Annotated in this window: 19 protein-coding genes and 1 tRNA gene; 2 read left to right on the plus strand and 18 right to left on the minus strand. The window is 62.4% G+C overall.

The genetic code is table 11. The annotated features are described in order from the left end of the window. The 4 genes from NKJ46_RS32850 to rpsL form a co-directional block, all read right to left on the minus strand. Positions 1-766, minus strand: a 766-nt coding sequence (locus NKJ46_RS32850; protein WP_352671277.1) for an elongation factor Tu, incomplete at its 3' end; no start/stop codon positions are given. 66 nt (positions 767-832) lie between these two features. Continuing rightward, on the minus strand, positions 833-2923 hold the full coding sequence (fusA, locus tag NKJ46_RS32855) for an elongation factor G (protein WP_352671280.1): 2091 nt from the start codon (positions 2921-2923) through the stop codon (positions 833-835). 30 nt (positions 2924-2953) lie between these two features. Continuing rightward, positions 2954-3424 carry a 30S ribosomal protein S7 gene (rpsG, locus tag NKJ46_RS32860; protein ID WP_008875664.1) on the minus strand — a complete coding sequence of 157 codons (471 nt, stop codon included), beginning with the start codon at positions 3422-3424 and terminating at the stop codon, positions 2954-2956. Between the two features lie 85 nt (positions 3425-3509). Continuing rightward, positions 3510-3881: a 30S ribosomal protein S12 gene (gene rpsL / locus NKJ46_RS32865; RefSeq protein WP_006333356.1), complete on the minus strand. Its 372-nt coding sequence runs from the start codon at positions 3879-3881 to the stop codon at positions 3510-3512. A gap of 462 nt (positions 3882-4343) precedes the next feature. Here rpsL and NKJ46_RS32870 point away from each other — a divergent pair, with 462 nt between their 5' ends. Together NKJ46_RS32870 and NKJ46_RS32875 are read left to right on the plus strand one after the other, a co-directional pair. Beyond that, positions 4344-4625: a transcriptional regulator gene (locus NKJ46_RS32870; protein WP_254817147.1), complete on the plus strand. Its 282-nt coding sequence runs from the start codon at positions 4344-4346 to the stop codon at positions 4623-4625. Between the two features lie 124 nt (positions 4626-4749). Continuing rightward, positions 4750-5679, plus strand: a complete 930-nt coding sequence (locus tag NKJ46_RS32875) for a Gfo/Idh/MocA family protein (RefSeq protein WP_352671282.1) — start codon at positions 4750-4752, stop codon at positions 5677-5679. 43 nt (positions 5680-5722) lie between these two features. Here NKJ46_RS32875 and NKJ46_RS32880 read toward each other — a convergent pair whose 3' ends face one another. The 14 genes from NKJ46_RS32880 to NKJ46_RS32945 form a co-directional block, all read right to left on the minus strand. Next, positions 5723-6388 carry an O-methyltransferase gene (locus NKJ46_RS32880; protein ID WP_352671285.1) on the minus strand — a complete coding sequence of 222 codons (666 nt, stop codon included), beginning with the start codon at positions 6386-6388 and terminating at the stop codon, positions 5723-5725. Positions 6389-6470: 82 nt separating this feature from the next. Next, the gene (rpoC, locus tag NKJ46_RS32885; protein WP_352671288.1) at positions 6471-10667 is read right to left on the minus strand and encodes a DNA-directed RNA polymerase subunit beta'; all 4197 of its coding nucleotides are present in this window, start codon (positions 10665-10667) and stop codon (positions 6471-6473) included. 139 nt (positions 10668-10806) lie between these two features. Next, positions 10807-14943: a DNA-directed RNA polymerase subunit beta gene (gene rpoB, locus NKJ46_RS32890; RefSeq protein WP_352671290.1), complete on the minus strand. Its 4137-nt coding sequence runs from the start codon at positions 14941-14943 to the stop codon at positions 10807-10809. A gap of 283 nt (positions 14944-15226) precedes the next feature. Then, positions 15227-15604, minus strand: a complete 378-nt coding sequence (rplL, locus tag NKJ46_RS32895) for a 50S ribosomal protein L7/L12 (protein ID WP_023680442.1) — start codon at positions 15602-15604, stop codon at positions 15227-15229. Between the two features lie 54 nt (positions 15605-15658). After that, positions 15659-16177 (minus strand): 50S ribosomal protein L10, encoded by a 519-nt coding sequence (rplJ, locus tag NKJ46_RS32900; RefSeq protein ID WP_008875657.1) that lies wholly within the window; start codon positions 16175-16177, stop codon positions 15659-15661. Between the two features lie 393 nt (positions 16178-16570). Next, positions 16571-17269 carry a 50S ribosomal protein L1 gene (gene rplA / locus NKJ46_RS32905; RefSeq protein ID WP_023680441.1) on the minus strand — a complete coding sequence of 233 codons (699 nt, stop codon included), beginning with the start codon at positions 17267-17269 and terminating at the stop codon, positions 16571-16573. A 4-nt stretch (positions 17270-17273) separates the two neighbouring features. Then, a complete protein-coding gene (gene rplK / locus NKJ46_RS32910; protein ID WP_023680440.1) occupies positions 17274-17702 on the minus strand; it encodes a 50S ribosomal protein L11 in 429 nt (142 codons plus the stop codon). 160 nt (positions 17703-17862) lie between these two features. Beyond that, entirely contained in the window at positions 17863-18390 is a 528-nt protein-coding gene (gene nusG, locus NKJ46_RS32915; RefSeq protein ID WP_006333333.1) for a transcription termination/antitermination protein NusG, read from the minus strand. Between the two features lie 27 nt (positions 18391-18417). Then, positions 18418-18621 carry a preprotein translocase subunit SecE gene (gene secE, locus NKJ46_RS32920; protein WP_352671292.1) on the minus strand — a complete coding sequence of 68 codons (204 nt, stop codon included), beginning with the start codon at positions 18619-18621 and terminating at the stop codon, positions 18418-18420. 363 nt (positions 18622-18984) lie between these two features. After that, positions 18985-19060, minus strand: a tRNA-Trp gene (locus NKJ46_RS32925). 77 nt (positions 19061-19137) lie between these two features. Beyond that, the gene (locus NKJ46_RS32930; protein WP_352671295.1) at positions 19138-19653 is read right to left on the minus strand and encodes a hypothetical protein; all 516 of its coding nucleotides are present in this window, start codon (positions 19651-19653) and stop codon (positions 19138-19140) included. Positions 19654-19782: 129 nt separating this feature from the next. Continuing rightward, positions 19783-20265: a group II truncated hemoglobin gene (locus tag NKJ46_RS32935; protein WP_352671297.1), complete on the minus strand. Its 483-nt coding sequence runs from the start codon at positions 20263-20265 to the stop codon at positions 19783-19785. Positions 20266-20377: 112 nt separating this feature from the next. Then, positions 20378-22069, minus strand: a complete 1692-nt coding sequence (locus NKJ46_RS32940; RefSeq protein ID WP_352671299.1) for a COG3904 family protein — start codon at positions 22067-22069, stop codon at positions 20378-20380. 158 nt (positions 22070-22227) lie between these two features. After that, positions 22228-22722, minus strand: a 495-nt coding sequence (locus tag NKJ46_RS32945; protein WP_352671301.1) for an EF-Tu C-terminal domain-related protein, incomplete at its 5' end; no start/stop codon positions are given.

Here is a 22722-nt window from a genome sequence, read left to right on the forward strand (position 1 = left end):
CGCCCGTGCAGGTCGTCTTGGTGGTCGGACGGATGCCGACGATCTCCAGCTCCTCGCCGACCTTGACGACGCCGCGCTCGACGCGACCGGTCACCACCGTGCCGCGGCCCGAGATCGAGAACACGTCCTCGATCGGCATCAGGAACGGCTTGTCGAGCGGACGGACCGGCGTCGGGATGTAGGCATCGACCGCAGCCATCAGTTCGCGGATGGCGTCCTCGCCGATCTTCTTGTCGCTATCTTCAAGCGCGGCCAGCGCCGAGCCCTTGACGATCGGAATGTCGTCGCCGGGGAACTCGTTCTTGGTCAAAAGCTCACGCACCTCGAGCTCGACCAGTTCGAGCAGCTCGGCGTCGTCGACTTGGTCGACCTTGTTCAAGAACACCACGATCGAGGGCACGCCGACCTGGCGGGCCAAAAGGATGTGCTCGCGGGTCTGCGGCATCGGGCCGTCGGCGGCCGACACCACCAGGATCGCGCCGTCCATCTGCGCGGCACCGGTGATCATGTTCTTGACGTAGTCGGCGTGGCCGGGGCAGTCGACATGGGCATAGTGGCGGTTGGCGGTCTCGTATTCGACATGCGCCGTCGAAATGGTGATGCCGCGCGCCTTCTCTTCCGGCGCCGCATCGATCTGGTCGTAGCGCTTGTATTCGCCAAAATACTTGGTGATCGCCGCCGTCAGCGACGTCTTACCATGGTCGACGTGACCAATCGTGCCAATGTTCACATGAGGCTTAGTGCGCTCGAATTTACCTTTTGCCATGTGATCTCTCCATTCCTGCCAGCCCGTGCGGGCCTTGAATTAAGTTACTGGTGCAACTCGTTCGAGTTACGCGTATTTCTTCTGGACTTCCTGGGCGACCGCGGTCGGGACCGGTTCGTAATGGTCGAACTGCATCGTATAGGCCGCGCGGCCCTGGCTCATCGAGCGAAGGTTGTCCACGTATTTGAACATGTTGGCGAGCGGCACCATCGCGTTGATCACCACCGCGACGCCACGGGCTTCCTGGCCCTGGATCTGGCCGCGACGGCCGTTCAGGTCGCCGATAACACTGCCGACGTAATCTTCCGGCGTCACCACTTCGACTTTCATGATCGGCTCGAGCAACTGCACGCCCAGCTTGGGCGCTGCCTCACGGAAGCAGGCGCGGCCGGCGATTTCGAAGGCCAGAACCGAGGAGTCCACGTCGTGGTAGGCGCCATCGATCAGCGTCGCCTTGACGCCGATCATCGGGAAGCCGGCGAACGGGCCCGAGGTCATGACGCTGTTGATACCCTTTTCGACGCCGGGGATGTATTCCTTCGGCACAGCGCCGCCGACGATCTTGGTTTCGAACTCGAATTCGCTGCTTTCCGGATTCGGCTCGAACAGGATCTTGACGCGGGCGAACTGGCCGGTACCGCCGGTCTGCTTCTTGTGCGTGTAGTCCTGCTCGTGCTTGCGGGTGATCGTCTCGCGGTAGGCCACCTGCGGCGCGCCGACATTGGCCTCGACCTTGAACTCGCGACGCATGCGGTCGACGATGATGTCGAGGTGAAGTTCGCCCATGCCGGAGATGATCGTCTGGCCCGATTCCTCGTCGGTCTTGACGCGGAAGGACGGATCTTCGGCGGCGAGGCGGTGAAGGGCGAGGCCCATCTTTTCCTGGTCGTTCTTGGTCTTCGGCTCGATGGCGATCTGGATGACCGGATCGGGGAATTCCATGCGCTCGAGGATGACCGGATGCAGCGGATCACTGAGCGTGTCGCCGGTGGTGGTGTCCTTGAGACCAGCAAGGGCGACAATGTCGCCGGCAAAAGCCTCTTCGACGTCGGCGCGCGAATTCGCATGCATCTGCAACATGCGGCCGATGCGCTCTTTCTTGCCCTTCACGGTGTTGTCGACCGAGATGCCCTTGGTGAGCTTGCCCGAATAGATGCGGGCAAAGGTGAGCGAACCGACGAACGGGTCGTTCATGATCTTGAAGGCAAGCATCGACAGCGGCTCGTTGTCGTCGGCGTGACGCTCGATCTCGGCGTCGGTCTTGGCGTCGACGCCCTTGATGGCCGGGACATCGGCCGGCGACGGCAGATATTCGACGACGGCGTCGAGCAGCGGCTGCACGCCCTTGTTCTTGAAGGCCGAACCGCAGAACATCGGATAGAACTTCACCGCGATCGTGCCCTTGCGGATGAGCGCACGGATCTCGTCATTGCTCGGCATCTTGCCTTCGAGGTAATTCTCGAGCGCCGTTTCGTCCATTTCGACGGCGGCCTCGATCATCTTCTCGCGGTATTCTTCGGCACGAGCCTTGAGGTCGGCAGGGATCTCGACGATGTCCCAGGCAGCGCCCAGCGTCTCGTCGCGCCAGACCAGCGCGTTCATCTCGACCAAGTCGACGATGCCCTTGAACTCGGTCTCGGCGCCGATCGGCAGCTGCATGACGACCGCATGCGCACCGAGGCGCGAACCGATCATCTCGACCGAGCGGTAAAAGTCGGCGCCGATCTTGTCCATCTTGTTGCAGAAGATCATGCGCGGCACGCGATACTTGTCGGCCTGGCGCCAGACGGTCTCCGTCTGCGGCTCGACACCGGCATTGGCATCGAGCAGCGCGATGGCGCCGTCGAGCACGCGCAGCGAACGCTCGACCTCGATAGTGAAGTCCACGTGGCCGGGGGTGTCGATGATGTTGAAGCGATACATCTTGCCGTCGCGACCCTTCCAGAAGGTCGTGGTCGCAGCCGACGTGATGGTGATGCCGCGCTCCTGCTCCTGCTCCATCCAATCCATGGTCGCAGCGCCGTCGTGGACTTCGCCGATCTTGTGCGACTTGCCCGTGTAATAGAGGACGCGCTCGGTGGTCGTCGTCTTGCCGGCGTCGATATGCGCCATGATACCGAAATTGCGGTAGTCTTCGATTTTATATTCGCGGGCCATGGGAGGTGCCTCTTCAGTCTCGTTCGCGCTTTACCAGCGGTAGTGCGCGAAAGCGCGGTTGGCTTCTGCCATCTTGTGGGTGTCTTCACGCTTCTTGACGGCAGTGCCGCGGTTGTTGGCCGCATCCATCAGCTCGCCTGAGAGGCGGTCGACCATGGTGGTCTCATTGCGGTTGCGGGCGGCAGCGATCAGCCAGCGGATGGCCAATGCCTGCCGGCGCTCGGGGCGCACGTCGACCGGAACCTGGTAGGTGGCACCGCCGACGCGGCGCGAACGCACTTCCACATGCGGCGCGACATTGTCGAGCGCCTGATGGAAGACGGTGACCGGCTCCTGCTTGGTCTTGGACTGGACCTGATCGAGCGCGCCGTAGACGATGGTCTCGGCAACCGACTTCTTGCCGTCATACATGACGGCGTTCATGAACTTGGTGACGATCAGATCGCCGAACTTCGGGTCCGGATTGATCTCACGCTTTTCTGCACTGTGACGACGGGACATTTTTTCTCTGCCTCAATTCTACGCGGTGGCCTGGATCCCGGATCGTCGCTTGACGCCGTCCGGAACGACCTTGGCTACGCTTCGGTCACTTCGGACGCTTGGCGCCGTATTTCGAACGGCGCTGCTTGCGGTTCTTCACGCCTTGCGTGTCGAGCACGCCGCGGATGATGTGGTAACGGACGCCCGGAAGATCCTTGACGCGACCGCCGCGGATCATCACCACCGAGTGCTCCTGAAGGTTGTGGCCTTCGCCGGGGATGTAACCGATCACTTCAAAACCATTGGTCAGGCGAATCTTGGCCACCTTGCGCAGCGCCGAGTTCGGCTTCTTCGGCGTCGTGGTATAGACGCGCGTGCAGACGCCCCGCTTCTGCGGGTTCTGCTGCATGGCCGGGACCTTGTTGCGCTTCACCGGCGCAATGCGCGGCTTGCGGATCAGCTGGTTGACGGTAGGCATTAAACCCTCTTGTCTCTCAATTCCGTGTCTCGCCCGGTCAGGGCCGCTCAAAGCGTCATTTCCATACGCAAATTCGGGCCACAAACCGCGCCTCGCGGTCTTGCCCGAACAAATGGCAGAGGAAGCGGAATCCGCTTCATGCACGCCGGAAATGTCTTTTCGCTCGTAAAACGAACCCTGTTTGAGGCAAACTCCAAAGCGTGTCGCTTCGGAAGCGAGAGCCTCACATCGGTTCTGACTGGGCGGCTTCTACTCGTATGGCCACTGTCCGTCAACCCCGGAGCGGCAAATATTGCGCTGAACCCGAGGCTTGGCAGCCATGCGAAAAACGCATGTAATTTTCTTGCGCCGTTTTTCAAGAGGAAGGCAGAAAGTGACCGGCTTGCGGCTGTTTCCACGCCGTGCTTCGTGCGAAAAGGCGGCATGAACAGCCCAAAACCCCTCGCCCGGAGGTACGAACCCGTGAATGACAATGAGGAGCGCCCGGTCACCATTATTACCGGCCGGGTGTGGAAGCGCAAAGGCGGCAAGCCGGAAGGCGTGCATGTGATGCTGGTCGCGCCGGACGACGATTCGGCGGTGCGCCGCGCTCTCGAATCGCTTGCCGCGGAAGGTTATGCCGAGGCCGAGCTCGATCAGATCGGCGACCTGGACGGCGTGCCCGACGAGGAGCCGCATCTGTCCGCCTATCAGGGCGCGCTCGAAGGCGAAGTATCGATCGTGACGTTCGATGTGCCGATTTGAAGAGATCTGAATCGCGGTCGATCTCGCGGGCCGGCGACAAAAGCCCGGCGACTTGTCCGGCACAAGTTCTCTGCTAAGAAGCGACCTCTGGCAAAACCAAGCACATTCAACCTGCGGAGCTCCCATGTCCTCTAATCCCATCAAGCTCGGCATCGTCGGCGTGGGAAAGATCGTCCGCGACCAGCACCTGCCGGCCCTGGCGAAGGACCAGCATTATCGCCTGGTCGCCGCAGCCAGCCGCCACGGCAAAGTCGAAGACATCTCGAACTTCCCGACGATCGAGGCGATGCTCGACGCGGTGCCGGAGCTCGAGGCGGTGTCGCTGTGCATGCCGCCGCATTTTCGCTATGACGCAGCGCGCACGGCGCTGGTGGCGAAAAAGCATGTCTTCCTGGAAAAGCCGCCCGGCGCCACGGTCAGCGAGGTCGAAGACCTGAAGGCGCTGGCGGCAGCGAACGGCGTCTGCCTGTTCGCCAGTTGGCATTCACGCTATGCGCCGGCCGTCGAAGCAGCGCGCACATTCCTCGGCTCGACGACGATCAGGTCGGCCGCCATCAACTGGAAGGAAGACGTGCGCCGCTGGCATCCGAACCAGGAATGGATCTGGGCTCCCGGCGGTTTTGGCGTGTTCGATCCCGGCATTAACGCACTGTCGATAGCGACCCACATCCTGCCGCCGATGTTCATCAGTTCGGCAGAGCTCGATTTCCCCGAAAACCGCGCGGCCCCGATCGCCGCCCATATCGCCTTCCGCACTTCGAACGGTCTGCCGGTGACGATGGAACTCGACTGGCGCCAGACCGGCCCGCAAAGCTGGGACATTCTGGCCGACACCGAGGCCGGATCGATGGTACTTTCCGGCGGCGGCTCGAAGCTCGCCATCGATGGCCGCGTCGTTCACGAGGAGCCGGAAGCCGAATATCCGATGCTCTACAAGCGCTTCGCCGAGATCGTGCGCGCCGGCACCTCCGACGTCGATCTCGCGCCCCTGCAGCACGTCGCCGACGCCTTCATGCTCGGCAAGCGCAATGTGGTCGAGGCTTTTTTCGACTGAGGGCGCCGGCCAGATCGCCGGTCCAGCCGCTCGCCGCACAAATTCAGCCGACGATCGCTATGGCAAAGCCGTCATAGCCCTTGGCGCCAACAGTCTGGATGGCGGTGCCTTGCAGACGCTTGTCGCTGCCGATGAACGAGAACGCCGCGCGTGCCCCTTCGACATTGGCGTCGCGGCCATCTTCATTCACCACCGCGCCGTCACGGATGACATTGTCGCAGACGATGACGGTCCCCGGCCTCGAAAGACGCATGGCCCACGACAGATAGAGCGGGTTGTTCGGCTTGTCGGCGTCGATGAAGATGAAATCGAACGGCCCGGCGTTCTCGGCGCCTAACGCCGCAAGCGATTGAAGCGCCGGTCCGACCCGCAGTTCCACCCGGTCCGACACCCCTGCCCGTTCAAAGTTCGACCGCGCGACACTGGCGTGGTGCGGATCAAGCTCGAGCGTCACGACCTTGCCGTCGGCGGGCAATGCTCGCGCCATCGAAATCGTCGAGTAGCCGCCCAACGTGCCGATTTCGAGTACCTTCTTCGCTCCCTGCATTCGCGCAAGAAGTGACAGCAGCTTGCCCTGTGCCGGCGAAACGTCGATCGGCGGCAGGCCGTGCTCATGGTTGGCCGCCAGAACGGCATCGAGGGCGGGATCCGGCTCGAAAAGAGCCTCGACAATGTAGTCGTCGACAGAAGCCCAGGTCTTCCTGCTCATCGTTCTCCTCCGATCCGATTGGGGACCACAATGCGAAAAGGGGCCACTTGGGCCCCTTTTCTATCTTCTCTTTCTGTCGCGCTTACTGCGCGGCGGAAGCCATGTCGGTCAGCATCGGCTCGGCGACCTCGACGCCGGACGCCTTGCGGCGCTCGTCGATGATCAGCTCGTCGCGCGAGGTGGCGATGCGCCGGATCTGGCTCATCGTGCCGCCGGTGCCGGCCGGGATCAGCCGGCCGACGATGACGTTTTCCTTCAGCCCCTGCAGCATGTCGGTCTTGCCGGCAACCGCAGCTTCGGTCAGCACCCTCGTCGTCTCCTGGAAGGAGGCGGCGGAGATGAAGGACGGCGTCTGCAGCGAGGCCTTGGTGATGCCGAGCAGCACCGGCTGGCCTTCGGCCGGCTTCTTGCCTTCCTCGACCAGGCGCTCATTGACCTCTTCCAGCTCGATCACGTCGACGTGGTCGCCCGGAATGTAGGTCGAATCGCCCTGCGTGGTGATCTCGACCTTCTGCAGCATCTGGCGAACGATCACCTCGATGTGCTTGTCGTTGATCGACACGCCCTGCAGTCGGTAGACCTCCTGGATCTCGTTGACGAGGTAGGAGGCAAGCGCCTCCACGCCCTTGATCGCCAGGATGTCGTGCGGCGCCGGATTGCCGTCGAGGATGTAGTCGCCCTTCTCGATGACGTCGCCGTCCTGGAGATGGAACGGCTTGCCCTTCGGGATCAGGTATTCGACCGGCTCAAGCGTCGAGTCATGCGGCTCGATGATGATGCGGCGCTTGTTCTTGTAGTCGCGGCCAAAGCGGATCGTGCCATCGATCTCGGCGATGATGGCGTGATCCTTCGGACGGCGTGCCTCGAACAGTTCGGCCACACGCGGCAGACCGCCGGTGATGTCCTTGGTCTTGGCGCTTTCCATCGGGATACGCGCCAGCACGTCGCCGGGACGAACCTGTGCGCCCGGCTCGACCGAAAGAATGGCCTCGACCGAGAGCAGGAAGCGGGCATCGCCACCCTTCGACAGCTTGCCGACCTTGCCCTTGGCATCCAGGACGGCGATCGCCGGCTTGAGGTCGTTGCCGCGTGGCGTCGAACGCCAGTCGATGACCTCGCGCTTGGTGATGCCGGTCGATTCGTCGGCGGTTTCCTGAACGGAAATGCCGTCGACCAGATCCTCGAATGCCACCCTGCCCTCGATTTCGGTGAGGACCGGGCGGGTATAAGGATCCCACTCGGCGATACGCTGGCCGCGCTTCACCTTGTCGCCATCGTCGACGAAGATGCGCGAGCCGTAGGTGACGCGGTGCGTGGCGCGTTCCTTGCCGGCCTCGTCGAGGATCAGCACCGCCATGTTGCGGCCCATGACCATCAGCTGGCCGTCGGAGTTGCGCACCACGTTGCGGTTGCGGATCTCGACCTTGCCTTCATAGGAGGCTTCAAGGAACGAGGAATCCACCACCTGCGCCGTGCCGCCCATGTGGAAGGTACGCATGGTGAGCTGGGTGCCCGGCTCGCCGATCGACTGTGCCGCGATGACGCCGACAGCCTCGCCCTGGTTGACGGGAGTGCCGCGGGCCAGATCGCGTCCGTAGCAGACCGCGCAGACACCGACCCTGACCTCGCAGGTCAGCGCCGAACGGATGCGGACCGACTGCACGCCGGCCTTTTCGATCAGTTCCACGTCACGCTCGTCCATCAGCGTTCCGGCCTTGACCAGAACCTCGCCGGTGACCGGGTGGGTGATGTCGTCGAGCGAGGTGCGGCCGAGAACGCGCTGGCCAACCGAGGCGACGACCTGACCGGCATCGACGATCGGCTGCATGGTGAGGCCCTTGTCGGTGCCGCAGTCGAGCGAGTTGACGATGCAGTCCTGCGCCACGTCGACGAGACGACGCGTCAGGTAACCCGAGTTCGCCGTCTTCAAGGCGGTGTCGGCCAGACCCTTGCGGGCGCCGTGGGTCGAGTTGAAGTACTCGAGCACGGTGAGGCCTTCCTTGAAGTTCGAGATGATCGGCGTCTCGATGATTTCACCGCTAGGCTTGGCCATCAGGCCGCGCATGCCGGCGAGCTGGCGCATCTGGGTGGGCGAGCCGCGCGCACCGGAGTGCGACATCATGTAGATCGAGTTCATCGGCTTCTGACGGCCGTTGTCCTCGAACTCGACCGCCTTGATGCGGGCCATCATTTCGTCGGCGACCTTTTCCGAGCACTTGGCCCAGGCGTCGACGACCTTGTTGTACTTCTCGCCCTGGGTGATCAGGCCGTCATTGTACTGCTGCTCGTACTCCTTGGCCAAAGCCTCGGTGTCAGACACCAGCTTGATCTTGGCGTCGGGGATCAGCATGTCGTCCTTGCCGAACGAAATGCCGGCACGGCAGGCGTGGCTGAAGCCCAGAGCCATGATGCGATCGCAGAAAATGACCGTCTCCTTCTGACCGCAATGGCGGTAGACGGTGTCGATCATCTTGGAGATGTTCTTCTTGGTCATCTCCTGGTTGGCGGTCTCGTAGGGCACGTTGTGGTTCTTCGGCAGCAGCTCGCCGATGATCATGCGGCCAGGCGTGGTGTCGTAGATCTTCGACACGACCTTGCCCTCGGCGTCGACCGTGCGGAAGCGCCCCTTGATCTTGGCATGCAGGGTCACCGCCTTGGTCTCGAGCGCGTGCTGGAGCTCGCCCATGTCGGCAAACACCATGCCCTCGCCCGGCTCGTTCTGGTTGACGATCGAGAGATAGTAGAGACCGAGAACCATGTCCTGCGACGGCACGATGATCGGCGCGCCGGAAGCCGGGTGCAGGATGTTGTTGGTCGACATCATCAGCACGCGGGCTTCGAGCTGCGCTTCCAGCGACAGCGGCACGTGAACCGCCATCTGGTCGCCGTCGAAGTCGGCGTTGAAGGCCGTGCAGACCAGCGGGTGAAGCTGGATTGCCTTGCCTTCGATCAGGATCGGCTCGAACGCCTGGATGCCGAGGCGGTGCAGCGTCGGCGCGCGGTTCAGAAGCACCGGATGCTCGCGGATGACCTCGTCGAGGATGTCCCAGACCTCCGGACGCTCCTTCTCGACCAGCTTCTTCGCCTGCTTGACGGTCGAGGAGTAACCCTTGGCGTCGAGACGGGCGTAGATGAAGGGCTTGAACAGCTCGAGCGCCATCTTCTTCGGCAGGCCGCACTGGTGGAGTTTGAGCTCCGGACCGGTGACGATGACCGAGCGGCCGGAATAGTCGACGCGCTTGCCGAGCAGGTTCTGGCGGAACCGGCCCTGCTTGCCCTTCAGCATATCCGACAGCGACTTCAGCGGACGCTTGTTGGCGCCGGTGATGACGCGGCCGCGACGGCCGTTGTCGAACAGCGCATCGACGGCTTCCTGCAGCATGCGCTTTTCATTGCGCACGATGATGCCGGGCGCGCGCAGCTCGATCAGCCGCTTCAAGCGGTTGTTGCGGTTGATGACGCGGCGATAAAGGTCGTTCAGATCCGACGTGGCGAAACGGCCGCCGTCCAGCGGGACAAGCGGACGCAGGTCCGGCGGGATCACCGGAACCACCTTCATGATCATCCATTCCGGACGGTTGCCGGATTCCATGAAGTTCTCGACGACCTTGAGCCGCTTCAGGTACTTCGTCTGCGTGCGCTCGGAGGTGGGCGAAGCCAGCTCCGAACGCAAATCGCCGGCGATCTTCTCCAGGTCCATGCCGGCCAGAAGGTCGTGGATCGCCTCGGCTCCGATCATGGCGGTGAACGAGTCCTCGCCATACTCGTCGACGGCCATCATGTACTCTTCCTCGCTGAGCAGCTGGTGCTCCTTCAGCGCGGTGAGGCCGGGTTCGGTGACGATGTAGTTCTCGAAGTAGAGGACCCGCTCGATGTCCTTCAGCGTCATGTCGAGCAGCGTGCCGATGCGCGACGGCAGCGACTTCAGGAACCAGATGTGGGCGACCGGTGCCGCCAGCTCGATATGGCCCATGCGCTCGCGGCGGACGCGCGACAGCGTGACTTCGACGCCGCACTTCTCGCAGATGACGCCCTTGTACTTCATGCGCTTGTACTTGCCGCACAGGCACTCATAGTCCTTGATCGGACCAAAAATGCGCGCGCAGAACAGGCCGTCACGCTCCGGCTTGAAGGTGCGGTAGTTGATGGTCTCCGGCTTCTTGATCTCGCCGAACGACCAGGACAGAATCTTCTCAGGGCTGGCAAGCGAGATCCTGATGGAATCGAACACCTGCGCGGGCGCCTGGGGATTGAAGAGATTCATGACCTCTTGGTTCATGCCGTTCTCCTTTTCGGGGTCCTCGAAAACCCCTTGCATCTAGCGCGGGCCAAACGCCCGCTGACTTGATCGGCCATCGGCCGAAGAATTTGGGTGCGCCCCGGTCGCGAGAGCCCTCTCCCGCGACCGAGCGTCTTGCTTATTCGGCCGCGTCGGGCAGCCGGATCGGGTTGTCGTCGAGCTTGGTGTTCTCCAGCTCGACATTGAGGCCGAGAGACCGCATTTCCTTGACGAGAACGTTGAAGCTCTCGGGGATGCCGGCCTCGAATGTGTCGTCGCCTCTGACGATCGCCTCGTAGACCTTGGTGCGGCCGGCGACGTCGTCCGACTTCACCGTCAGCATCTCCTGCAGCGTGTAGGCGGCGCCGTACGCTTCGAGCGCCCAGACCTCCATCTCGCCGAAGCGCTGGCCACCGAACTGCGCCTTGCCGCCCAGCGGCTGCTGGGTAACGAGCGAGTACGGCCCGATCGAACGCGCGTGGATCTTGTCGTCCACAAGGTGGTGAAGCTTGAGCATATATATATAGCCCATCGTCACTTTGCGATCGAACGGTTCGCCGGTGCGTCCGTCATAGAGCTGCGACTGACCGCTGGTGTGCAGGCCCGCCTGCTCCAGCATGATATTGATGTCGGCCTCGTGCGCACCGTCGAACACCGGTGTGGCGATGGAGACGCCGCGGCGCATCTGCTCGCCCAGGCGAATGATGCTCTCGTCGTCGTATTCGCGGATCGGCTCGTTGCGGTCGTTGGCCGGCATGAAGCTCTCGAGCGTCTTGCGCAGCGGTTTGATGTCGCCCGCCGTCTTGTACGCATCGATCAGATCGCCGATCTTCCTGCCCATTCCGGCGCAGGCCCAGCCCAGGTGCGTTTCCAGGATCTGGCCGACATTCATGCGCGACGGCACACCCAACGGGTTGAGCACGATATCGGCATGCGTGCCGTCCTCGAGGAAAGGCATGTCCTCGACCGGAACGATCCGCGACACGACACCCTTGTTGCCGTGCCGGCCAGCCATCTTGTCGCCGGGCTGCATCTTGCGCTTCACGGCCACGAAGACCTTGACCATCTTCATGACGCCCGGAGGCATTTCGTCGCCGCGCTGCACCTTCTCGACCTTGTCCATGAAGCGCTGCTCGAGCGCCTTCTTGGAATCGTCGTACTGGCCACGCAGGGCTTCTAGTTCGCTCTGGAGCTTTTCGTTCTCCACGGCAAACTGCCACCACTGCGAACGCGGATACTCGTCGAGCGTGTCCTTCGACAGCTTCGAGCCCTTCTTGAAGCCCTTCGGCCCGGCAATCGCTTCCTTGCCGACGAGAACGTCGGAAAGACGCGAATAGACGTTGCGGTCGAGGATCGCCTGCTCGTCGTCGCGGTCCTTGGCGAGGCGTTCGATCTCCTCGCGCTCGATCGCCATGGCGCGCTCGTCCTTCTCGACGCCGTGGCGGTTGAAGACGCGCACTTCGACGACGGTGCCGAAGGTTCCCGGAGGCATGCGCATCGAAGTGTCGCGCACGTCCGAGGCCTTTTCACCGAAGATGGCGCGCAGCAGCTTTTCTTCCGGCGTCATCGGGCTTTCGCCCTTCGGCGTGATCTTGCCGACCAGGATGTCGCCCGGCTGCACTTCCGCACCGATGTAGACGATGCCGGCCTCATCGAGGTTCTTCAGCGCTTCTTCCGAGACGTTCGGGATGTCGCGCGTGATCTCCTCCGGGCCAAGCTTGGTGTCGCGGGCCATGACTTCGAACTCCTCGATGTGGATCGAGGTGAAGACGTCGTCGGCGACGATGCGCTCGGACAGGAGGATGGAATCCTCGTAGTTGTAGCCGTTCCACGGCATGAACGCGACCAGCACGTTGCGGCCGAGGGCCAGATCGCCGAGCTCGGTCGACGGGCCGTCGGCAATGATGTCGCCCTTGTTGACCCGGTCGCCCATGCGCACCAGCGGACGCTGGTTGATGCAGGTGTTCTGGTTCGAACGCTGGAACTTCATCAGCCGGTAGATGTCGACGCCGGACTTACCGGGATCGAGATCTTCCGTGGCGCGGATGACGATACGCGTCGCGTCCACCTGGTCGACGATGCCGCCGCGGCGGGCGCCGATGGCGGCGCCCGAGTCACGGGCGACGATCGGCTCCATGCCGGTGCCGACGAACGGCGCTTCGGCGCGCACCAGCGGCACGGCCTGACGCTGCATGTTCGAGCCCATCAGCGCGCGGTTGGCGTCGTCGTTCTCCAGGAACGGGATCAGGGCCGCCGCCACCGACACCATCTGCTTCGGCGACACGTCCATCAGATCGACGTTTTCGCGCGGCGCCATCATCACTTCGCCGGCGTTGCGGCAAATGACGAATTCGTCGACGAAATGACCATTCTTGTCGAGCTCGGCATTGGCTTGCGCGACGTGGTGCTTGGCCTCTTCCATAGCCGAGAGGTAAACGACCTCATTGGTCAGCTTGCCGTTGACGATCTTGCGGTACGGGCTTTCGATGAAGCCGTATTTGTTGACGCGCGCGAAGGTCGCCAGCGAGTTGATCAGGCCGATATTCGGGCCTTCCGGCGTCTCGATCGGGCAGATGCGGCCGTAATGCGTCGGATGCACGTCGCGCACCTCGAAACCGGCACGCTCGCGGGTCAGACCGCCCGGTCCAAGCGCCGAAAGACGGCGCTTGTGGGTGATCTCCGACAGCGGGTTGGTCTGATCCATGAACTGCGACAGCTGCGAGGAACCGAAGAACTCGCGCACGGCGGCAGCCGCCGGCTTGGCGTTGATCAGGTCCTGCGGCATCACCGTGTCGATCTCGATCGAGGACATACGTTCCTTGATCGCACGCTCCATGCGCAGCAGGCCGACGCGGTACTGGTTCTCCATCAGCTCGCCGACCGAGCGCACGCGGCGGTTGCCGAGATTGTCGATGTCGTCGATCTCGCCCTTGCCGTCGCGCAGTTCGACCAGCGTCTTGACCACGGCCAGGATGTCGTCCTTGCGCAGCACGCGCACGGTATCCTCGGCCTTGAGCTCGAGGCGCATGTTCATCTTGACGCGGCCGACGGCCGACAGATCATAGCGCTCGCTGTCGAAGAACAGCGAGTTGAACATGGCTTCGGCGGTCTCGAGCGTCGGCGGCTCGCCCGGGCGCATGACGCGGTAGATGTCGAACAGCGCGTCCTGGCGGCTCTCGTTCTTGTCGACGTTGAGCGTGTTGCGGATATAGGCGCCGACATTGACGTGGTCGATGTCGAGGACCTTGATCTCGTCCTCGCCGGTGCCGAGCAGCACTTTCAGCGTCTTTTCGTCGATCTCGTCGCCGGCTTCGAGGAAGATTTCGCCAGTCGCGTAGTTGACGATATCCTCGGCAAGGTAGTTGCCGAGCAGATCCTCGTCGGTCGCCTTGATCGCCTTGAGACCCTTTTCGCCAAGCGCCCTGGCCTGGCGGGCGGTGATCTTCTTGCCGGCCTCGACGACGACTTCGCCGGTGTCGGCGTCGACCAGGTCGCCAACGGCCTTGAGGCCGCGGAAACGCTCGACGTTGAACGGGATGCGCCAGTGGTCGCCGGCGCGCTTGTAGGTGATCTTGTTGTAGAAGGTCGACAGGATCTCTTCGCCGTCCATGCCGAGAGCCATCAGCAGCGACGTCACCGGAATCTTGCGGCGGCGGTCGATGCGGGCATGCACGACGTCCTTGCTGTCGAACTCGATGTCGAGCCACGAACCGCGATAGGGAATGACGCGCGCGGCAAACAGAAGCTTGCCGGACGAGTGCGACTTGCCCTTGTCATGGTCGAAGAAGACGCCCGGCGAACGGTGCATCTGCGAGACGATGACGCGCTCGGTGCCGTTGACGATGAAGGTGCCGTTCAAGGTCATGAGCGGCATGTCGCCCATGTAGACGTCCTGCTCCTTGATGTCCTTGATCGACTTCGCGCCGGTATCCTCGTCGATATCGAACACGATGAGGCGCAGCGTCACCTTGAGCGGCGCCGCATAGGTCAGGTCGCGCTGACGGCATTCGTCAACGTCGAATTTCGGTCCTTCGAACTCGTATTTCACGAATTCCAGCATTGAGGAGCCGGAAAAATCGGAAATCGGGAAGACCGACTTGAAAACTGCCTGCAGTCCCTCGTCAGGACGCCCACCCTTGGGCTCCTCCACCATCAGGAACTGGTCATAGGATGCCTTCTGAACCTCGATCAGGTTCGGCATCTCCGCAACTTCCGGGATCTTCCCGAAAAACTTGCGTACGCGTCTGCGGCCATTGAAAGTCTGGGTCTGGGCCATCGTCGCTCCTTAGCTCAATTCTCGGGACGAGCCTCGCCGCGGCTCGCCTTGCATCTCGGGCCACCTTGGCGGCCCTGTCTTGTTGCCCGCCGCATGTCGGCGGCTTGTTGTCTTTTCACCCACCACCAATTGGCGGCGGGCCAGAAACGGGAGAAAACCCGTTTCCTGAAGGCCGTTTTGCGGCCCTCAGGAAAGAGGTTTTCGCAGTCTTCGCATTACGCAGCCTCCCTTCGACGCGAAAGGAGTGGCGGGCGGCGCGCCGCCGCCCGCCGGTACTCAACGCTTACTTCAGTTCGACCTTGGCGCCGGCTGCTTCCAGCTGGGCCTTGAACTTGTCCGCGTCGGCCTTGGAAACGGCTTCCTTGACCGGCTTCGGAGCCGCCTCGACCAGGTCCTTGGCTTCCTTGAGGCCAAGACCGGTGATGGCGCGAACTTCCTTGATGACATTGATCTTCTGAGCGCCTGCCTCGGTGAGGACGACGTCGAATTCCGTCTTTTCCTCGACCGGAGCAGCAGCGGCCGCAGCGCCGCCGGCAGCGGCAACCGCCACCGGAGCAGCGGCGGAAACGCCCCACTTTTCTTCAAGAAGCTTCGACAGCTCGGCCGCCTCGAGGACGGTCAGCTTCGAAAGGTCGTCTACGATCTTTGCCAGATCAGCCATTGCAATATTCCTTCATAAGGTTCGAACGTGTGTTTGTGATAGCGAGGAACGGCCTCATGCCGCCTCGTCCTTCCGGGCGTAAGCGCCGATGACGCGCGCGACCGAAGCCGCAGGCGCATTGACGATCTGGGCGATCCGGGTTGCCGGCGTGGCGATCATGCCAACCAGCCTGGCGCGCAGCTCATCGAGCGACGGAAGTGTGGCGAGTGCCTTCACACCGTCGGCATTGAGCGAGGTGGTGCCCATTGCGCCGCCGAGAATGACGAGCTTGTCATTTCCCTTGGCGAAATCGGACGCGACCTTCGGCGCCGCAATCGGATCCTCCGAATAGGCGATCAGCGTCTGTCCCTTGAACAGCTCGATGATCGATGCGGAGTCCGTGCCCTGAAGAGCGATTTTGGCGAGACGGTTCTTCGCGACTTTGACGGTGCCACCGGCGGCGCGCATTTTCGACCGAAGGTCGTTCATTTGCGCGACGGTGATACCGGCGTAGTGGGCCACGACGACTGAACCCGCGCTTGAAAACGCATCATTCAGGCCCGTGACGAGTTCGCGTTTTTCCGCTCTGTCCACTGCCTATCTCCAGTTGACCCCTGCCCTCTACGAAGGACAGGCGTCGGGTTGCCTTTTGCCGGCCGGGCCATCCAGTAACGGATCTCCCGAACGACGCTCGAGGATCCTGCCCCCTTTCGCCACACCTGCCGGCTAGCCGGACGGGTGCGCAGACAAAAGGCAAACACGGTTCGAACCTTTCATTGGAGCTTTTGGCTCCTTTGTCCGGTCTTCACCCGTCTCATGCAGGCCCACATGAATTAAGGCCCACATCACCTAAGGCTTGGGGGCCGCCTGCAATCTCGGACAGGATGTCCGGAAGCCTTTCGACTTCCGGTACCGGGCCGCCGACAGGTCGGAGGCCCGGAATTCTTTCACGGATCAGCGTTTTAGCGGCCGATCCAATTGTTCGTATCAGGACGCTGCGAGCGTCGAGACGTCGAGCTTGAGGCCCGGGCCCATCGTCGAGGTGACCGACACCTTCTTGACGTAGTTGCCCTTGGCACCAGCGGGCTTTGCCCTGGTTACCGCGTCAGCGAAAGCGCGGACGTTTTCTTCCAGCGCCTTGACGTCGAACGAGACCTTGCCGACGCCTGCATGAACGATGCCGGCCTTCTCGACGCGGAACTCGACGGCGCCGCCCTTCGATGCCTTGACCGCGGCGGTAACGTCGGTGGTGACGGTGCCGACCTTCGGATTCGGCATCATGCCGCGCGGGCCGAGCACCTTGCCGAGACGTCCGACCAGCGGCATCATGTCCGGCGTGGCGATGCAGCGGTCGAAGTCGATCGTGCCCTTCTGGACGATGTCGACCAGATCCTCGGCTCCGACGATGTCGGCGCCGGCGGCCTTGGCCTCCTCGGCCTTGTCACCACGCGCGAAGACGGCGACGCGAACGCTGCGGCCGGTGCCGTTCGGCAGGTTGACCACGCCGCGGACCATCTGGTCGGCATGGCGTGGGTCGACGCCGAGGTTCATCGCGACTTCGATGGTCTCGTCGAACTTCACCGAGGAGCGATCCTTGAGCAGCTTCAGCGCCTCACCCAAAGCGTAAGCCTTGTTGGGATCGATGCCTTCGCGGGTCTTCGATACACGCTTTGCAATCTTTGCCATGATCTCAGCCCACCACTTCCAGACCCATCGAGCGGGCGGAGCCCTCGACCATGCGCATGGCCGCCTCGACGTCGTTTGCGTTCAGATCCTTCATCTTCTGCTCGGCGATGGCGCGCACCTTGTCACGGCCGATCGTGCCGGCCTTGACCTTGCCCGGCTCCTTCGAGCCCGACTTCAGGTTCGCGGCCTTCTTCAGGAAATAGCTCACCGGCGGCGTCTTCATGACGAAGGTGAACGACTTGTCCTGATAGTAGGTGATGACAACCGGAACCGGCGAGCCCTTTTCCATTTCCTGGGTCTGCGCGTTGAACGCCTTGCAAAACTCCATGATGTTGATGCCACGCTGACCAAGCGCCGGGCCGATCGGGGGCGACGGCGTGGCCGATCCCGCGGAAACCTGGAGCTTGAGCTGGCCTGCAATTTTCTTAGCCATCTCTCTTCCTGCCTTTTCTCATGCCGGTCTTGCCGGCGGTTGCAGTCTGGTGGTGCGGTCCGCGCGGCCGGCTAAAGCCGCATTCGCCTCCCACCCGTTTTTGGCCGCGCGATCTCCGCGCCGCCTTCCCTGCCGCCGAAACCGGTGCAGGGATTTCGGATCAGCCCTTCTCGACCTGTCCGAATTCCAGATCGACTGGCACAGCGCGCCCGAAGATCGAAACTTCCACCTTGAGCCGCGCCCGCTCCTCGTCCACTTCCTGGACGAAACCGTTAAAGGACGCGAATGGTCCATCCGAAACGCGGATCGCTTCGCCGATCTCGAACGTCACCGACGGCTTCGGCCGCTCGACGCCCTCCTGAACCTGGTTCAGGATACGCTGGGCCTCGGCTTCGGTGATCGGCACCGGCTTGGAGTCGCCCAGGAAACCGGTGACCTTCGGCGTGTTCTTGACGAGCGAGAACACGGCGTCGGTCAGATTGGCTTTCAGCAGCACATAGCCCGGAAAGAACTTGCGCTCGGCATCGACCTTGCGGCCGCGGCGGATCTCGACGACCTTCTCGGTCGGCACCACGATCTGCTCGATGTCGGCGGACAGGCCCTTCTGCTTGGCCTTGTTCTCAATGTCCTCGGCGACCTTCTTTTCAAAGTTCGAGTAGGCGTGGACGATGTACCACCGCGCGGTCATTTCAAGACTTCTCCGTAATCGCCGGACTTACTGTCCGAGGCCGAGGATTTTTTCGACCGCAAAGCCCATGGCCACGTCTGCGGTAAAGAAAAAGATCATCGCGATGACCGCGAACACAAGGACCATCACCGTCGAGATCATCGTTTCGCGCCGCGACGGCCAAGTGACCTTGGCGGTCTCCGAGCGAACCTGCTGGAGAAAGGTGAAGGGATTTGTGGTTTTCGAAGCCATATGCCGCTCTGTCTGCAAGACCCGTTGGCCGGGTCTCCTGGATGATCCCGCTGGCCGGGACGTGCCGCTTGAGCGTGCGTTCGCGCCGAATCAGCGCAATCATTTCGCCCATGCAAATCAGACGCGTAAAGCCGGCTTCCCAGCTCCACGCGTCGCGTGTCTGTCTCGTCTACATAAAACCGATTCTTGATCCACGCAAGTGGCAAGTGTCCGCTTTATGGCCAAACGCCGCCTCGGAACCATCCAGTCGTCCCGTCCCGGCTATGCGGCCCTTATGCCGCAACTTATGCTATATGGCAAGTCACAAGCCGATTTTCAAAGGCCGCACCGCAAAAGAATCATTTTAGGCATCCATTCAAAGAATGGCACGGGCAGCAGGGCTCGAACCTACGACCTGCGGTTTTGGAGACCGCCGCTCTACCAACTGAGCTATGCCCGTATGCGCATGTCGGCGCAGCAGGCGCTTCCTAAAAGCTTCCGCGCGCTCTGTAAAGAGCGGTGTGCGCTGCCCAGCCTTCATCTGCGGAAGTCCAGGCGTCCTCCCGGCCATTTCCCGTCGATCCTTTGATTGCTGACGATCAAGCCGACCCAGGGACGCACGATTTCTGGGTCGGTCAGATTGATGTATTTTCCGACCAGCCCCTTCGCACCCCGACGACGCGCGTCGATGAGCCCCTTGCGCACGCCATCATGCCAATCGAACAGCAGATAAACTCTCTCTCCCGCTGTCTTCACCTCGCCCCGGCCAGACTTCCATCTATCCTTGCTGTCGCCCGGAATTGTGGGGTCGGCACCGCCGTTCCATCGGCTGGACCAGCTGCCTTCGATGGTGTCGTTGCGGTCGCGGTCGCTTTCGGTGCCCCAGGCCTCGGCGTTTTCATCGCTTGCAGTTCCCTCCAGTTTCACGCCGGCGGCGAACGCCGACACCTCCTCGTCGTCGGGAGTGGGGACGTCCATGACGCCAAACGGATTTCGGGATCCGCGGTCGCTGTCAAAGACGCTGTCTGAATTTTTCTTGCCTTCCGATCTCATCGCAAAGCCTCCGGTTTCCAGTGTGGCCCGCCATTCGACGGCGACTTTAAACCGTTAGCCTGGAGGACCGAGACCGCCAGAGCCACCCGTTTTCCTGGCGGCAGGGTTTTTCGACCGATTCGTGCCCGGTCAGTCTCCCGAAGGCGGCTTGTACGGTCCGCCGGGCACGCCCCAGCCCCAGGCCGGCATCGGTTCCGTCTCGGGATCGCAGGTCGGGCCCTTGTTGGAGTTCATCTTGGCCAGCCGCGATCCCCATTCGACATAGGCCATGAAGGCCGAGCGGAATTCGGGATCGTCAGGCAACCCAATCTCGTCGGCGGCGTCGGCGAGAAGATTGACCCAGCGCCGGCGCTGCTCCTCGGTCAGATGCTTGCCGAGATGATGCATCACCATCTCGCGATGGCCGCCATGCTTCTCGCTGTAGGTTTTCGGTCCGCCAAAGACTTCGCCGATGAAGGCTGCGACGTGAGCGGGATGGTCCGGCGACATATGCTTGAACACCGGCCCGACGATTGGGTCCCGGGAGACGTTGTCGTAGAAGGTCTGGGTCAGGCGGTTCAGCGCGTCGGACCCGCCGGCCCATTCGAACAATGTCGGGACATCCTGGCTCATTCGCGGTCCCTCCCATGCTGGTCTTCGCTGGACGATAGCGGAAACATCGAGCGCCACTCAACCTGCCTCGATGGCCAGTCAGCCGCAATGCCTGCCTTACGATTTGACCGGCCTATGATTTCACGGGCGTGGTGACCTGAGCCTTGGCGCCCGAGAGCTCGCGGCAGTTCTCCGGCCTTGGCTCCGATCTGCAGATGCCAGGCCCGGTCAATTCGTCCGCGGACCCAGGCCCGGTCGTCAGCCCGACTTTCAGCATCATCTCTGGTTCAACCTGCCGGTAGCGCGAATATTGCGCCGATTGCATCGCCGAAAACATGCCGGGTCCAACAGTCATGTCCTCGAGATAGGCCTTAACCCGCTGCTCGAAGCCCATCGAATGCACACTCAACTGTGCACGCGGGCCGACCAAGCGTTTGACACCGCCGGCGAGCATGATTGGGCAGGCCGAGCCGCACTCGCCGCCGACATCGACCGTGAGCCCGTTATAGACGCCGTCTTCGGCGGCGCAGTCGGCCTGCCGCGGCTCGCAGCCGATGAAGTCCGTCCGCGCTACCGCTATGTCGAGTTTACGTTCGCGGATCAGCCTTCCGGCGGCGAGAGCGCCAAGCACGTCACCGCCAGGCGAACTGACGACGATGGGCAGGCGCCGGGCGCCGACGCTGTCAAGCAGTTGGCGCAGTTTTTCGGCCGTGTGAGCGGTGATCGTGCCTTCCGCCGAGATCCATTCCGGGCAATTGGGATTGCATAGCGGATTGCTGCCGCGGACCAGGACGAAGCGCATGTCAGCGACCTCCTTCGCCGGCGGGGTTTCGAGCCCTGAAGGTGCAGGCTCGGCGCTCGCCACCACTTGCCCGGCCGGCTTCGCGATATTCGCCGGCGCCGGCAGTTCCCTGCAACTCGCCGGCAACGGATCGGATTTGCATAGGGTTGGCGCGGTCAGCAGGTCGACGGCATCCAGGCTGGTGACGAGATTCATTTGCAGCATGTCGTAGGAAACCAGTTGCTGGATGCTGCTGGCCGGCGTGCTTTTCATGGTCTCGAGCACGCCCAGGCCGACGCCCATCTCCTTCAGATAGGCCGCCAGCTTCCGCTCCAGCGGCTTGTTCATCTCGTAGGTCTTGTAGCTGCCGGCGTTCTTCCGGCTGACGACCCTGGTGCTGAGTATCTTCTTCTTGCCTTTCACCATGCGGTAGGTGGTGCGGTACAGCAGTTTCGTCCGGATATAGGTCGTGGTGATCTGATGGACGCCGAGAAAGGCCCACTCCCCGACCACGCGCCGGATGCCACCGGAAAACATCAACGGACAGGCGGAATTGCAGATGGCGCCGTTGACATAGGCATCGCCGAAATAACGGGCGCCCTTGCCGTCGTTTTCCTTGCAGTTCTTCACATCTGGCAGACAGCCGACGAAGCGGGTTTTGCCGACGGCGATATCGAGCTTGTTCTTGCGGATCAGGCGACCAAGTGTCAGCGCCGCTTCGACATTGCCGCCGGGGGAATCGACGACGATCGGCAGCTTTCGGGCGCCAAGCGCCTTAAGCGTGCGCTTGAAAAGGGCCGGCGTCCCGGCTTCAATCGAGCCTTCGGCCGATATCCATTCCGGACAGGTCGGCTCGCAGCCCGGCGCGCTGCTGCGGACGACGACGAACCGCATCGTCGGGCCGAAATCCGGCGTGGATTTTTCCGGCGTGGATTTCTTTGCATCCGCTGCGAAAGCAGCGTAGCCCATAACAAGCAACGACGCCAGGCAGATCAGCCCTAGCGACCACCATGCCTGACTATGCAAACGGCGCCATGGAACCATTCGGGCAGCCCCCTCGATGCAACCTATACTAGTTATGGCAGAGGCGCTTGCAACAGGATTTGAAGCAATGCGGTTAATCCATTGCCAGAATATCAGAATCAAAAGGGCGGCCCGAAGACCGCCCTTTTTCATCCGATCTCAACCGGCAGCGCCGGCGATTACTCTTTGATGGTGACGACGATGCCGGCACCGACGGTGCGGCCGCCTTCACGGATGGCGAAGCGCAGCTTCTCTTCCATGGCGATCGGCACGATCAGCTCGACATCGACGGTGATGTTGTCGCCCGGCATCACCATCTCGGTGCCTTCCGGCAGCGACACGATGCCGGTCACGTCCGTCGTGCGGAAATAGAACTGCGGACGGTAGTTGGTGAAGAACGGCGTGTGGCGGCCGCCCTCGTCCTTGGTCAGGATGTAGGCTTCGGCCACGAACTTCTTGTGCGGCTTGACGGTGCCGGGCTTGGCCAGGACCTGGCCGCGCTCGACGCCCTCACGGTCGACACCGCGCAACAGCGCGCCGATGTTGTCGCCGGCCTGGCCCTGGTCGAGCAGCTTGCGGAACATCTCGACGCCCGTGCAGGTCGTCTTGGTGGTCGGACGGATGCCGACGATCTCCAGCTCCTCGCCGACCTTGACGACGCCGCGCTCGACGCG

It is taken from the genome of Mesorhizobium sp. M0166 (genome assembly GCF_040322255.1).
Taxonomy (GTDB): Bacteria; Pseudomonadota; Alphaproteobacteria; order Rhizobiales; family Rhizobiaceae; genus Mesorhizobium.

Excerpts from the sequence above, each read along its gene's own strand:
- rpoC (WP_352671288.1), bottom strand. The coding sequence starts at position 10,667 with ATGAACCAAGAGGTCATGAATCTCTTCAATCCCCAGGCGCCCGCGCAG.
- NKJ46_RS32930 (WP_352671295.1), bottom strand. The coding sequence starts at position 19,653 with ATGAGATCGGAAGGCAAGAAAAATTCAGACAGCGTCTTTGACAGCGAC.
- nusG (WP_006333333.1), bottom strand. The coding sequence starts at position 18,390 with ATGACCGCGCGGTGGTACATCGTCCACGCCTACTCGAACTTTGAAAAG.
- rplK (WP_023680440.1), bottom strand. The coding sequence starts at position 17,702 with ATGGCTAAGAAAATTGCAGGCCAGCTCAAGCTCCAGGTTTCCGCGGGA.
- NKJ46_RS32935 (WP_352671297.1), bottom strand. The coding sequence starts at position 20,265 with ATGAGCCAGGATGTCCCGACATTGTTCGAATGGGCCGGCGGGTCCGAC.
- rpoB (WP_352671290.1), bottom strand. The coding sequence starts at position 14,943 with ATGGCCCAGACCCAGACTTTCAATGGCCGCAGACGCGTACGCAAGTTT.
- rpsG (WP_008875664.1), bottom strand. The coding sequence starts at position 3,424 with ATGTCCCGTCGTCACAGTGCAGAAAAGCGTGAGATCAATCCGGACCCG.
- rplA (WP_023680441.1), bottom strand. The coding sequence starts at position 17,269 with ATGGCAAAGATTGCAAAGCGTGTATCGAAGACCCGCGAAGGCATCGAT.
- NKJ46_RS32880 (WP_352671285.1), bottom strand. The coding sequence starts at position 6,388 with ATGAGCAGGAAGACCTGGGCTTCTGTCGACGACTACATTGTCGAGGCT.
- NKJ46_RS32940 (WP_352671299.1), bottom strand. The coding sequence starts at position 22,069 with ATGGTTCCATGGCGCCGTTTGCATAGTCAGGCATGGTGGTCGCTAGGG.
- rplL (WP_023680442.1), bottom strand. The coding sequence starts at position 15,604 with ATGGCTGATCTGGCAAAGATCGTAGACGACCTTTCGAAGCTGACCGTC.
- rpsL (WP_006333356.1), bottom strand. The coding sequence starts at position 3,881 with ATGCCTACCGTCAACCAGCTGATCCGCAAGCCGCGCATTGCGCCGGTG.
- secE (WP_352671292.1), bottom strand. The coding sequence starts at position 18,621 with ATGGCTTCGAAAACCACAAATCCCTTCACCTTTCTCCAGCAGGTTCGC.
- NKJ46_RS32875 (WP_352671282.1), top strand. The coding sequence starts at position 4,750 with ATGTCCTCTAATCCCATCAAGCTCGGCATCGTCGGCGTGGGAAAGATC.
- fusA (WP_352671280.1), bottom strand. The coding sequence starts at position 2,923 with ATGGCCCGCGAATATAAAATCGAAGACTACCGCAATTTCGGTATCATG.